11 protein-coding genes and 1 riboswitch are annotated in these 12282 nt (G+C 66.9%); of the genes, 3 read left to right on the forward strand and 8 right to left on the reverse strand.

The features are described from left to right. Positions 1 to 2415 carry a serine/threonine-protein kinase gene (locus tag ABEA50_RS04305; RefSeq protein WP_345493697.1) on the forward strand — a complete coding sequence of 805 codons (2415 nt, stop codon included), beginning with the start codon at positions 1 to 3 and terminating at the stop codon, positions 2413 to 2415. Positions 2416 to 2430: 15 nt separating this feature from the next. Here the strand turns inward: ABEA50_RS04305 and ABEA50_RS04310 are convergent, their stop codons facing one another. From ABEA50_RS04310 to fgd, 3 genes are all read right to left on the reverse strand, one after another. After that, positions 2431 to 3627 (reverse strand): acetate kinase, encoded by a 1197-nt coding sequence (locus tag ABEA50_RS04310; protein ID WP_345493698.1) that lies wholly within the window; start codon positions 3625 to 3627, stop codon positions 2431 to 2433. Then, positions 3627 to 5699, reverse strand: coding sequence for a phosphate acetyltransferase (gene pta, locus ABEA50_RS04315; RefSeq protein ID WP_345493699.1), 2073 nt, complete (start codon positions 5697 to 5699; stop codon positions 3627 to 3629). Before pta ends, ABEA50_RS04310 begins: the two co-directional genes overlap by 1 nt. Before the next feature lie 96 nt (positions 5700 to 5795). Beyond that, positions 5796 to 6806 (reverse strand): glucose-6-phosphate dehydrogenase (coenzyme-F420), encoded by a 1011-nt coding sequence (gene fgd, locus ABEA50_RS04320; RefSeq protein WP_425577522.1) that lies wholly within the window; start codon positions 6804 to 6806, stop codon positions 5796 to 5798. A gap of 265 nt (positions 6807 to 7071) precedes the next feature. Here fgd and ABEA50_RS04325 point away from each other — a divergent pair, with 265 nt between their 5' ends. Continuing rightward, positions 7072 to 7830 (forward strand): HAD-IIA family hydrolase, encoded by a 759-nt coding sequence (locus ABEA50_RS04325; RefSeq protein ID WP_459077157.1) that lies wholly within the window; start codon positions 7072 to 7074, stop codon positions 7828 to 7830. Positions 7831 to 7838: 8 nt separating this feature from the next. Here the strand turns inward: ABEA50_RS04325 and ABEA50_RS04330 are convergent, their stop codons facing one another. Both ABEA50_RS04330 and ABEA50_RS04335 read right to left on the reverse strand, forming a co-directional pair. Further along, on the reverse strand, positions 7839 to 8330 hold the full coding sequence (locus ABEA50_RS04330) for a MarR family winged helix-turn-helix transcriptional regulator (RefSeq protein WP_345493701.1): 492 nt from the start codon (positions 8328 to 8330) through the stop codon (positions 7839 to 7841). Then, entirely contained in the window at positions 8327 to 8962 is a 636-nt protein-coding gene (locus ABEA50_RS04335; protein WP_345493702.1) for a type 1 glutamine amidotransferase family protein, read from the reverse strand. Before ABEA50_RS04335 ends, ABEA50_RS04330 begins: the two co-directional genes overlap by 4 nt. 85 nt (positions 8963 to 9047) lie before the next feature. Between ABEA50_RS04335 and ABEA50_RS04340 the strand changes: the two genes are divergently transcribed. Further along, positions 9048 to 9500 carry an RpiB/LacA/LacB family sugar-phosphate isomerase gene (locus ABEA50_RS04340; RefSeq protein WP_345493703.1) on the forward strand — a complete coding sequence of 151 codons (453 nt, stop codon included), beginning with the start codon at positions 9048 to 9050 and terminating at the stop codon, positions 9498 to 9500. Between the two features lie 293 nt (positions 9501 to 9793). Here the strand turns inward: ABEA50_RS04340 and ABEA50_RS04345 are convergent, their stop codons facing one another. The 3 genes from ABEA50_RS04345 to ABEA50_RS04355 form a co-directional block, all read right to left on the reverse strand. Continuing rightward, positions 9794 to 11008, reverse strand: a complete 1215-nt coding sequence (locus ABEA50_RS04345; protein ID WP_425577524.1) for an O-succinylhomoserine sulfhydrylase — start codon at positions 11006 to 11008, stop codon at positions 9794 to 9796. Next, on the reverse strand, positions 11005 to 11418 hold the full coding sequence (locus ABEA50_RS04350; RefSeq protein WP_345493705.1) for a rhodanese-like domain-containing protein: 414 nt from the start codon (positions 11416 to 11418) through the stop codon (positions 11005 to 11007). Before ABEA50_RS04350 ends, ABEA50_RS04345 begins: the two co-directional genes overlap by 4 nt. 14 nt (positions 11419 to 11432) lie before the next feature. Continuing rightward, positions 11433 to 11549, reverse strand: a riboswitch (SAM riboswitch). 55 nt (positions 11550 to 11604) lie between these two features. Then, complete coding sequence (locus tag ABEA50_RS04355; protein WP_345493707.1) at positions 11605 to 12072, reverse strand: Rv0361 family membrane protein; 468 nt, start codon at positions 12070 to 12072, stop codon at positions 11605 to 11607. Positions 12073 to 12282: the final 210 nt, after the last annotated feature.

Consider the following 12282-nt stretch of genomic DNA (forward strand, 5'->3'; position numbering starts at 1 on the left):
ATGCGCAACGCCGACGAATCCGCGACGGGGACCGACGATCCGAACGAGTTTCCCGAACAGACCACCGCCGCACCCGCACGCCCCTTCGCCGCTTCGAGCGAATCGGTGACCACCGCCATGGTCGCGCCCGCGACCCCGGAGATCCCGCAGGAGCACGCGGCTTCCGAGGACGCCACGGTCGGCGCGTGGCGGGCCTCTACCGAGCGTGATTCGAGCCCGCGTACCTCCGGACGCAGTGCGCGCTCGGCACGTTCGCGGCCGACGGTGCGCAGGCTCGGCGTGGGCCTGGTGGAGATTCCCCCGGTCCAACCGGCCGATCCGATGGCGGAGGTGCTCGACAACCCGGTGGTGGCGGAGGGTCGACGCTACTGCTGGCAGTGCGCGAACCCCGTCGGTCGCTCCACCCCGTCCGAGCTCGCCAGCCCGACCGGGGTCTGCGAAAAATGCGGAACACCCTACGATTTCCGCCCCTCGCTGCATTTCGGCGACATGGTCTCCCAGCAGTACGAGATCCAAGGTTGCCTCGCGCACGGCGGTCTCGGCTGGATCTATCTGGCCATCGACCGCAATGTGAGCGACCGCTGGGTGGCGCTGAAAGGCTTGTTACACACCGGCGACACCGAGGCCAACCGGGTGGCCGTGGCCGAACGCCAGTTCCTGGCCGAGGTCGCGCACCCGAGCATCGTCAAGATCCACAACTTCGTCGAACACCCCGGCCACGACGGCGATCCGGTGGGCTACATCGTGATGGAGTACGTGGGCGGACGCTCGCTGCGCGATATTCTCGACGCCTATTCCGGTGCCGACCGCATGCCGGTCACCGAGGCGATCGCCTACCTGCTGGAGATCCTGCCGGCGCTGGAGTATCTGCACTCGATCGGACTCACCTACAACGACCTCAAGCCCGACAATGTGATGGTCACCGACGATCAGGTGAAGCTGATCGACCTCGGCGCGGTCGCGACCATCGAAGCACACGGAAATCTCTACGGCACCAGGGGTTTTCAGGCGCCGGAGATCGCGACGACGGGCCCGACGATCGTCTCGGATATCTACACCGTCGGGCGTACGCTCGCCGTGCTCACCCTCGAACTGCCGATGCGCCACGGCCGCTATGTCGACGGAATACCCGATCCCGCCACGCATTCCGTACTCGCGCGACACGAATCCTTCTATCGCCTGCTGCTGCGCGCGACCGACCTCGACCCCGAACACCGATTCCCCTCGGCGCGCGCCATGTCCGCGCAGCTGGCGGGGGTGTTGCGCGAAATCCTCGCCCATGACACCGGTGTCGAGCATCCCCAGCTGTCCACCATGTTCAGTCCGCCGCGAACCAGCTTCGGCACCGAGGAACTGATCAGCAAGACCGACACCTATGCCGACGGACGCCAGCGCACCGATCAGCTCGATGCCGCGGAGGTGGTCGCGGCGCTGCCCATGCCCCTGCTCGACCCGGTGGACCCCGCCGCAGCACTGCTGGCGGCGACGGTACGCCCGGAACCGGCGCAGACGCTGGAGGCATTGCGCGATGCGCGCGAGCGCGCGGCCACCGACCCCGACAACGCGCCGGAGACACTGGATCTGGAGCTTTCGCTGTCCGAGGTACGGGTGCACCTCGAGCTCGGCGACCCCGAGACGGCCCTGGCGCGGCTAGCGGAATTGCCCGACGACGAGTGGCGCGTCGGCTGGTATTGCGGATTGGCCGAACTGTTGGCGCGGCGCTACGAGCAGGCGTTCGTCTGCTTCGATGAGGTGCTGCGCGCGCTGCCCGGCGAGATCGCACCCAAGCTCGCCTTGGCCGCCACAGCGGATCTCGTACTGCGCCAACCCGATCCGCCGGTCGGCGACCCGCTCGACGACGACCCGACCGTCGAGACGGACATCTCGCACCGGGAACAGTGGCGCGCGTTCGCCGAGAAGTTCTACGACACCGTATGGCGCACCGACCGTGCGGTGGTGAGTGCGGCTTTCGGCCTAGCGCGCCAGCGCACCACCGCCGACCGGGTCACCGACGCGGTACGCGCACTGGATGAGGTGCCGATGGCCTCGCGCTACCACACGATCGCACGAATGACCTCGGTCTTACTGCTGCTCACGGCCGCACCGATCGCCGACCTCGACGAGTCGACGTTGCGCGACTGCGCCACCAGGATTTCGGAGTTACCCGAGAACGAGAGCAGGGCGACGCAACTGCGCGTACTCGTGCTCGGCGCCGCGCTGTCCTGGTTGCAGGCAGGCAATACACCCGCCCGCGACGGCGCGCCCCGTTTCCTCGGGGTCGGGTTCACCGACCGTGACCTGCGTGCCGCCACCGAGAGCGATCTGCGCGTACTCGCGCGCGGCGCACCCGACCGCACCCACCGCTACGCGTTGATCGATCTCGCCAACGTGGTGCGCGCGAAATCCTGGCTCTGACAACGCCGCAGCCGCTCAGCCACACAACCGCGCCGCGGCACGCGCGATCGCCAACTCCTCGTTCGTCGGAACCACCAGCACCGCCACCGGCGCATCCTCGGGCGAGATACGCCGCGCAGCACGATTTTTCGCGGTATTCGCCACGGGGTCGACGATGATCCCGAAGGGGCTGAGTTCGGCGAGAGCATCCGCGCGTACCTGCGCAGCGTTCTCGCCGACACCGGCGGTGAAGACGATCGCGTCGACCACGCCCAGATCGATCAGGTAGGCGCCGAGGTAGCGACGAAGCCGATGGATGTACACCGCGTAGGCCAGGGCGGCCGCCTCGTCACCGTCGTCGATGCGCCGCTGTAATTGTCGAAAGTCGTTGACACCGGCCAAACCGACCAGGCCCGATTGCCGATTGAGCAGCGTATCCACCTGATCGATGGTCATGTCCGCCGAACGCATGAGGTGCGCGATGATGCCGGGATCGATGTCCCCGGAGCGTGTACCCATCACCAGGCCCTCCAGCGGAGTGAGGCCCATACTGGTGTCCACCGGACGTCCGCCACGGATCGCCGAGGCGGAGGCGCCGTTACCGAGATGGAAGACGATCTGGTTCACCTCGCCAGGGTCGCGGTCGAGCAGCCGCGCCGCGACCCCCGACACGTACTCGTGCGAGGTTCCGTGAAAGCCGTATTTTCGGATACCTTGCGCGGCAGCGACTTTCGTATCGATCGCGTAGGTGCGCGCAGCCGAGGGCAGATCATGGAAGTAGGCGGTATCGAACACCGCCACCTGCGCCACACCCGGCAAAAGGGCACGCGCACTCTCGATGCCCAGCGCGTTCGCCGGATTATGCAGTGGTGCCAGCGAAGCCAGGTCGCGGATCGATGCCAGCACCGCGTCGTCGACCAGTGTCGGCTCGTAGAACACCTCGCCACCATGCACGACGCGATGACCGACCGCGCGCACCCCCTGCTCGGTGAGATCGTGGCCGGTCTCGGCGAAGGTGTCGAAGATCAGGCGCAGACCCGCCGTGTGGTCGGCTACCGGCCCGCGATGCTCGGTGGTGACACCGTCGGCGACATGCTCGATCCTGCCGTCGTCCTCGCCGATCCGCTCGACCAGTCCCGAGGCGGCCACGATTCCCGAATCTGGTTCGAGTAGTTGATATTTGATCGACGATGACCCGGAATTGAGAACCAAAACCAGCTCGGTGGCGTCCATCAGGACTCCTGTCCTTGAATAGCGGTGATCGCGACCGTGTTCACGATGTCGGCGACCAACGCACCGCGGGAGAGATCGTTGACCGGCTTACGCAACCCCTGCAACACCGGGCCGATCGCGATCGCGCCCGCACTGCGCTGCACCGCCTTGTAGGTGTTGTTGCCGGTATTGAGGTCGGGGAAGATGAAGACCGTGGCCCGACCCGCTACCTCCGAATCGGGCAACTTCGCCGTCGCCACGCTCGGTTCGATGGCGGCGTCGTACTGAATCGGACCCTCCACCAACAGCTTCGGCGCACGCTCGCGCACCAGATCGGTGGCCACCCGCACCTTCTCCACATCGGCGCCGCTGCCCGACTCACCGGTGGAGTACGACAGCATCGCCACCCTCGGTTCGATGCCGAACCTGGCCGCCGTCGCCGCCGACGAGGTCGCGATATCCGCCAACTGCTCCGAGGTGGGATCAGGGACCACGGCGCAGTCGCCGTAGGCGAGGACCCGATCGGCCAGACACATCAGGAACACACTCGACACCGTCGAAACACCCGGCACCGTCTTGATGATCTCGAACGACGGCCGAATGGTGTGCGCCGTGGTGTGCGCGGCACCGGAGACCATGCCGTCGGCCAACCCGCGATGCACCATCATGGTGCCGAAATACGAGATGTCGACCATGGTTTCGCGCGCACGTTCCATGGTCATGCCCTTGTGTTCGCGCAGCTCGGTGTATTCCTCGGCGAACTTTTCCCGCTCATCGCAGGTGCGCGGGTCGAGCACCTCGGCGGCGGAGATGTCGACGCCGAGTTCCGCGGCCCGCGCACGCACCGTCGTCTCGTCACCGAGGATGATCAGGTCGGCGATCTTGCGTTGCAGCACCCTGCCCGCCGCGCGCAGCACCCGATCATCGTCGCCTTCGGGCAGCACGATGCGTTTGCGATCCTGGCGGGCGCGTTCCAACAACTGGTATTCGAACATCTGCGGCGTCACCACCGTCGCCGAAGGAACGTCGATGCGCCGCAACAACTCCGCAGCGTCCACCTGCTGTTCCATCAGCGCCAACGCCGTATCGACCTTGCGTGGATTACCCGCGGACATCCTGCCGCGCGTGCGGTATGCGGCGCTGGCGGTTTCGAAGGTGCCGAGGGAGGTGGTGAGGATCGGCAACCTCGGCTTCAGACCGGCCATCAGCCGCGCCACCTCGGGATGCGGCAGGATCCCGCCGTTCATGATGATGCCCGACAACGAGGGGAACCCTTCGGCCTCATGGGCATTCACCACACTGAGCAACACATCGGAGCGGTCGCCCGGTGCGATCACCACGTCGCCCTCGACCAGTCGCTCCAGAATATGTTCGGCCGTCATGCCGCCGACCATGATCCGCAGCGCCTCCCGGTTCAGCAATTCCGGGTCGCCGCTGTAGATTTCGCCGTCCACGGCCGCGCACAGTTCGGCCATCGTCGGCGAGATCAGCAATGGAACCTCGGGCAACGACCAGGTGGGGACGTCGAACTTCGCCAATGCCGCGTCGATGTCGCCCAGCTGTGTCGGCTCGCAGCGGTTGGCCAGCACCGCGGCCAGTCGCGCGTGTTCCTGGCTCAACTCGTCGGCACACAGCCGCACCAATTGCCGCACCTCGTCCGGGGTTCGGTCCGAGCCACGCACCACGAGCACCACTGCGGCGCCGAGGTTCACCGCGATGCGCGCGTTGAACCTCAGCTCGCTGGGACTGGCGACATCGGTGTAATCGCTGCCGACCACCACCACCGCGTCGCAGACCTTCGCGACATCGTGAAACCGCATGACGATCTCGCTGATCGCGGCATCGGGGTCGGCGTGCACCTGTTCGTAGGTGGCGCCGACCGCCTGCGCGTAATCGATATCGGCGGTGCTGTGTTCGAGCAGCAGTTCGAGGATGTAGTCCGGCTCGGTGGTCGACCGCGTGATCGGACGAAACACCCCGACGCGCGCGGTGGTCGCGCACAACAGCTGCAAGACCCCGAGCGCCACCGTCGACTTTCCGGTGTCACCCTCCGGCGACGCGATGTAGACGGTGGACGGTGCGTGATCGGCCATAGTGGCCGAGCATAGTGAACCGGCGGCTATCGCGGCGCCCGCGCGCGTGCCGCCTCGCTCACACTCCGCACCGCCGCGCATCGTCGCGGCGTGCGCTCAGCCGAGCGCGCGCAACCGGGGCGCCAGGTCGCGCTCGAACAACTCGAGGAAACGTCGCTGATCATGGCCGGGCGCGTGGAACACCAGGTGATCGAGTCCGGCGTCGATGTAGGGCTTGATCAGCTCGACGGCCTGGTCGGGATCACTCGCCACGATCCAGCGCTTGGCGATCTGCTCGATCGGCAAGGCGTCGGCGGCGGCTTCCATCTCGATCGGATCGGTGATGCTGTGCTTCTGCTCCGGGGTCAGCGACAGCGGCGCCCAGAAGCGCGTGTTCTCCAGCGCCAGTTCGGGATCGGTGTCGTAGGAGATCTTGATCTCGATCATCCTGTCGATGTCGCCGGTGGTGCGGCCCACCTTGGTCGCACCCTCTTCGACGGCGGGCAGCAGTTTGTCGGTGTAGAGCTCCATGCCCTTGCCCGAGGTGCAGATGAAGCCGTCGCCCGCGCGACCGGCGTACCGCGCGACCACGGGCCCACCGGCCGCGATGTAGATGGGGATGCCACCGGGCGGCACGTCGTAGATGGAGGCGCCGACGGTGCGGTAGTACTGGCCGTCGTAGTCGACCCGGTCGCCGGTCCACAGCGCGCGCATCAGGTCCACCGATTCGCGCAGCCGCGCGAAACGTTCCTTGAATTCCGGCCACTCGCCCTGGTATCCGGTGGCGATCTCGTTGAGCGCCTCACCGGTGCCGACACCGAGCATCACGCGCTCGGGGAACAGACAGCCGAGGGTCGCGAAGGCCTGCGCGATCACCGCGGGGTTGTACCGGAACGTCGGGGTGAGCACCGAGGTGCCGAGCTGAATCCGCTTGGTGCGCTCACCCACCGCGGAGATCCAGGCCAGGGAGAACGGCGCGTGCCCGCCCTCGTGCCGCCACGGCTGGAAATGGTCACTCACACTCGCACTGTCGAGCCCGTGCTCCTCGGCCAGTACCGCGATCTCCACCAGTTCGCGCGGTCCGAATTGCTCGGCCGAGGCCTTGTATCCGAGTTTGAGATCACCCATCTGCGCCACTCCTTCGCTGCCATCGAGTGCGGAGGTCTTCCGCATCGTGTCCGGCCGCAGGCAGGCTGCGGTCACCTCCGGCTACAACCACTGCTCGCACAGGAACGTTCCCGGCGTCGCGAGTGATCTTGCGGCCGTGGTTGCACCCTAGCCCGACGCGCACGGGTGCTGCACATACTCGCGTCCCGCCCACGAACGGCCCCGCATGATCGACAATTGTCCGGTGACCGTGGATGACGAACCGATTCTGTCCTATCTCACCGACATGGACGGCGTGCTGGTGCACGAAGACACCCTGGTACCCGGTGCCGACGACTTCTTGGCCGAATTGCGCGCTAACGAGACGCCGTTTCTGGTACTGACCAATAACTCGATCCGCACCCCACGCGACCTGCAGGCGCGCCTGCGCCAGTCCGGATTGGACATCCCGGAGACCGCGATCTGGACCTCCGCACTGGCCACCGCGACCTTCCTCGACGAGCAGCGGCCCAACGGAACCGCCTATGTGGTCGGCGAATCCGGGCTGACCACGGCCCTGCACGAGATCGGCTACGTGCTCACCGAGAACGATCCCGACTACGTGGTGCTCGGCGAGACCCGCACCTATTCGTTCGAGGCGATCACCACCGCGATCCGGCTGGTCGAGCGCGGCGCGCGGTTCATCGCGACCAACCCCGACCCCACCGGTCCTTCCCGCGACGGCTTGCTGCCCGCGACGGGTTCGGTCGCCGCGCTGATCACCCGCGCGACCAATCGCGATCCGTATTACGTCGGCAAGCCCAACCCGTTGATGATGCGTTCGGCGCTGCGTCAGATCGGCGCGCATTCCCAGTCGACGGTGATGATCGGTGACCGCATGGACACCGACATCATCTCCGGACTTGAGGCCGGGTTGCGCACCATCCTCGTCACCTCGGGGATCTCCTCGCGCGAGTCCTACGAGGCCTATCCCTACAGTCCGACGACGGTGATCGATTCCGTCGCCGACCTGGTCGGCCGCACGAAATCACCGTTCGCCGAGTGAACACCGACTCAGTCCGATTCGATCGCGTCCAACGCCGCACGCAGCGTTGTCAGTGCCTCGACCACGTGCGCGAAGCGCTCGTCACCGAGTTCGGCCGTGAGCCGTTCGGCCATCGCGGCATGCCGGGGTGAGATGTCGTGTACCGCCGCAAGACCCGCGTCGGTCGCGACGAGCAGCTTCGCGCGCCGATGCGCCGGATTGGGCCGGTATTCGGCCAATCCTTTGCCCACCAGCAGGTCCGCGATCCGCTGCACCGCCTGACGACTGATGCCCATCGCCCGGCCGATCTCCGACACCGAGAGCGGTTCGCGCAGTACCGCGCCGAGCACCTGCCACCACGCGGCGGTGAGCCCGGCCGGTCTCGCCAATTCCTCGGCGACCGCGAGGAATCGGCCGTTCAACTGGAACGCGGTGATCGCCGCGGTACTGAACAGGTCCTGCCGGGATGCGGCGGAGCCCGACTTTCCCGCCCTCGAATCCCGTTGCGCCCCTGCGGTCATGCGCGCGCTTCGGGCGGCTGCCACTGCGCGAGAACGGCATAGGCCGAAGGATCGGAGTGGGCGAACACCCGATACCAGGCGTCGAGGATGTGCGGCTCGAATACGTCGAGCCTGCCGAGTACCTCGCGCGCGAACGCCACGGGTGCGACGCCGCTCGCGGTGACCAGGTCGCCGTCGGTGACCGCCGGTTCGGCCACGTAATCGTTGGCACCCGCGTACCCGCTCGCGGCCAAGAACTCCGCCGCGTTGCTGGTATGTCGACGCCCGTCGAGCAGTCCTTCGGCAGCCAACCCGAAGGTGGCACCGCAGATCGCGGCGACGGGGGTTCTCGCGTCGAGAAACGCGCGCGCCGTGCGCGCGAAGGGGGCAAGCTCACCCGTGGTCCAGGTGTCGGCACCGGGCAAGATCAGCATCGCGCTCTCGGCCGGGCGCAGATCCGACAGTGCCAGGTCGGGCACGATGCGTAGACCGCCCATCGTGGTGACCGGATCCGTGGTGAGACCGACGGTGCGCACCTGCCACGCTCCCGGTTCCCGATGCAGATCCGGCTGGTTGATGTGCGCAGTGGCCGCGCCCACCTCCCAATCGGCGAGGGTGTCGTAGACCGCCATGTGCACTACATTTTCGACCATGCCAACATCTTGTCAACATGACACCATGTTGTCAATCAACCTCCGGTCCGTGCGCGATTGCCCGGCGGCCGCCTACCCTGACCCCATGCGGATTTCAGTGTCGGCGGACGAACGAGTCGGCGTCGCCGACGAGGTGGTTCGGCTGCTGCGCGAAGCCGGACACGAGCTCATCACCCGTGGCGCACTGGCCGAGAGTGAACGCGACGACTGGGCATGGGCGAGCGAGGCGGCGGCGCGTGACGTCGCACAAGGACGTGCGGATCAGGCCATCGTGTGCTGCTGGACCGGAACCGGGGCGTCGATCGCCGCCAACAAAGTCGACGGCATCCGCGCCGCCCTCTGCGGCGACGCGGCTACCGCGGACGGCGCACGGCGCTGGAACGACGCGAATGTGCTTGCGCTGAGCCTACGTTCGACCTCGGCCGCGCTACTGCGCGAAATTCTCGATGCCTGGTTCGCCGCCGCCCCCAGCACCGAGGCCGACGATCGCGCCAATATCGACCACCTCGCGCGGATCGAAAGCACCGACAACCCCTGACCACACGGCGCCGCGGGCATGCCAGGGCAATACTCGGCCGGTGCTCGCGGCGCCGACAACGATCGACCGCATCGCGGTGCTCGGCACGCCCGACGCGCTGGATGTCACCGACCCCATTGCGCGGCCCAACACCTCCCCGACCGCACTCACCGAGCCAACGCTCGGCACAGGGCTTCCACGGCGGATCGCCGCACCAGCGAACCCACTGCCCGCCGTCGGTACACCACGACTGCTCGGACCGGCTCCCTCGCTGTCCACCTCGTCGACTGAACCCGACCGAAGCAGCGGGAAGCTCAACTCAGCGCGGCATCCAGATCGCCGAGCAGGTCTTCGATGTCCTCCAGGCCCACCGAGATACGCAGCACACCGTCGGTGAGACCTATGCTTGCGCGGCCGTCCGGGCCCATCGCGCGGTGAGTAGTGGTGGCCGGGTGGGTGATCAGCGTCTTCGCATCACCCAGATTGTTGGAGATGTCGATGATCCGCAGGCCGTTCAGCACCTCGAAGGCGCGCTTCTTCGCCTCGGCCTCGGCCGCTTTCAGCTCGAAGGTGACCACGGTTCCTCCGCCACTCATCTGCGAGGTAGCCAGGTCGTACTGCGGATGCGAACGCAACGTCGGATACCGCACCCAGCTGACGGCGTCGCTGCCATCCAGGTATTCCGCGATGCGCGACGCCGAGTCCGCGGACTGACGCACGCGCAGCGGCATCGTCTCCAACCCCTTGAGCAGGATCCACGCGTTGAACGGACTCAGCGCGGGCCCGGTGTGGCGAATCAGCGTCTTCACCGGTCCGTTGATGTAGTCCTCGGCGCCCAGAATGACACCGCCGAGCACTCGCCCCTGACCGTCGATGTGCTTGGTACCCGAATAGACGACCACGTCGGCGCCGAGCTCCAACCCGCGTTGCAGCAGCGGGGTGGCGAAGACGTTGTCCAGCACCACTTTCGCGCCCGCGGCGTGCGCGAGTTCGGCGACCTTGCGCACGTCGACCAGTGTCTGCATCGGATTGGCTGGCGTCTCGAAGAACACCGCCGCCGTCGGCACCGACAAAGCCGCTTCCCACTGCTCGAGGTCGTCACCGTCGACGAAGACGGTCTCGATACCCCAGCGCGGGAGGATCTCGTCGCACACCACATAACAGGAACCGAACAGGCTGCGCGCGGCCACAAGTCGATCGCCCGCGCGCAGCAGCGCACCCAATGCGGTGAATACCGCCGACATTCCGCTGGAGGTCGCGAAGCAGGCTTCGGCACCTTCGAGCAGCCGCATGCGCTCCTCGAACATCGCGACCGTCGGATTGCCGTACCTGGAGTAGACGAAATGCTCGACCTCGCCGGTGAACGCGGCTTCGGCGGCCTCAGCGCTCTCATACACGAAACCCGAAGTCAGATACAGCGCCTCCGAGGTCTCCTCGAAACCCGAGCGCCGCAATCCCCCGCGCACACCGAGGGTCGCGGGGCCGACGCCGTCGGGTAGTGGGCGCTCGAACGCGCCACCGGTGATCACGACTGCCGCCAGGGCAAGCCGAGCGCACGCCATCCGGTGGCGCCGCGGTGGCCGAATTCGTCGATGCCGCCCTCGAAACCGTCGAGCACGTTGTAGGAGGTCGCGAATCCCGCGGCGGTCGCTGCGGTCGCCGCGCCGATGGAACGCTGACCGGAACGACACAGGAAGACGACGGGGGCTTGTTCGCGGCCCGCGAGTTCGGCACGCAGTTGCTCGACGAACGCTTGGTTACGCGCACCCTGCACGTCGACCCACTCGAGCAAGACCGTCGGCCGATCGATCGAACTGGTATCGGGCACACCGACGAAGCGCCATTCGGCATCGGTGCGCACGTCGACGAGCACGGCTTCGGGGTTGTCGCGCAACAGCTCCCACGCCTGCGCCGGGGTGATGTCACCGGCATAACTCATGTGGACCTCCTGTGAATCCGCACTTGCCGCGAGCGGGTTCGACACGCGGCCGGGTCGTCACCCGGAGCACCCCACCGCGGAGGAGGGTTGCCGACCAGTAATGCCGGGGCTTGACACTGGTTCTCATGACCTATGAATGAGATTGCATGCAGCGGGGGCAACCTGTCAAACGGTAGCGCCGAGCGCTCAGCCTGCGGGAATCGGCTGGTTACACACCAGCCATTTGCCCGAGGAGCTGATCAGCCGCCATTGCGCGGTCGTCTCTTTGCCGTCGACTTTCGTGGTTACCGTGGCCTTCCCTTGTTCGCCATTGGCCTCGGGGGTGTCGATATTCGTGACCTCCACGGTCTTTTCGACACCGTCCTGGCCGGCCAACGGCGAACGCCCCGCATCGAAGTCGCGGCATACCGCCCCGGACGGGGCGAGCGTGTGCGCGCTGTTGACGCCCTCGACGTAATTGCGCACCGCGGCGGCGAGCTTGTCGGCCGCTGTGACATTTTTCTCAGCGGGCGAGAGCAGGCCGCCGATGACGATGCCCGCGAGCACGAGGACAGCGAGCACACCCGCCGCGATGAACGGCACGAGCGACCGCGCGTCGGTCTGGTCGACCGTGATCACGTCGTCGTCGGCCTCGGTGGATGGTTGCTCGGTCATGCTCCGATGATCCCTGGTCGCGCGCGGTATCCGACACCGGGGGCCGCGGTGACCTCGACCAGGCACCGGACCAACCGGACAGCACACGGCGATCACCATGAACCGGACGCACCGGACCACCCGGCAACCGTAGTCGCCCGCCGCGAACGTCACGAGATTCACCGCACCGGCACGGGGAACCCCCGTCGCGCACCGATAGAATCGCGGGGA

Source organism: Nocardia callitridis (genome assembly GCF_039543305.1).
GTDB classification, from domain to species: domain Bacteria; phylum Actinomycetota; class Actinomycetes; order Mycobacteriales; family Mycobacteriaceae; genus Nocardia; species Nocardia callitridis.

Coding starts and splice junctions, on each gene's coding strand:
- fgd (WP_425577522.1), bottom strand. CDS start 6,806: ATGGGTGATCTCAAACTCGGATACAAGGCCTCGGCCGAGCAATTCGGA.
- ABEA50_RS04330 (WP_345493701.1), bottom strand. CDS start 8,330: ATGACCGCAGGGGCGCAACGGGATTCGAGGGCGGGAAAGTCGGGCTCC.
- ABEA50_RS04350 (WP_345493705.1), bottom strand. CDS start 11,418: ATGAGTTATGCCGGTGACATCACCCCGGCGCAGGCGTGGGAGCTGTTG.
- pta (WP_345493699.1), bottom strand. CDS start 5,699: ATGGCCGATCACGCACCGTCCACCGTCTACATCGCGTCGCCGGAGGGT.
- ABEA50_RS04335 (WP_345493702.1), bottom strand. CDS start 8,962: ATGGTCGAAAATGTAGTGCACATGGCGGTCTACGACACCCTCGCCGAT.
- ABEA50_RS04325 (WP_459077157.1), top strand. CDS start 7,072: ATGGACGGCGTGCTGGTGCACGAAGACACCCTGGTACCCGGTGCCGAC.
- ABEA50_RS04310 (WP_345493698.1), bottom strand. CDS start 3,627: ATGGACGCCACCGAGCTGGTTTTGGTTCTCAATTCCGGGTCATCGTCG.
- ABEA50_RS04305 (WP_345493697.1), top strand. CDS start 1: ATGCGCAACGCCGACGAATCCGCGACGGGGACCGACGATCCGAACGAG.
- ABEA50_RS04355 (WP_345493707.1), bottom strand. CDS start 12,072: ATGACCGAGCAACCATCCACCGAGGCCGACGACGACGTGATCACGGTC.
- ABEA50_RS04340 (WP_345493703.1), top strand. CDS start 9,048: ATGCGGATTTCAGTGTCGGCGGACGAACGAGTCGGCGTCGCCGACGAG.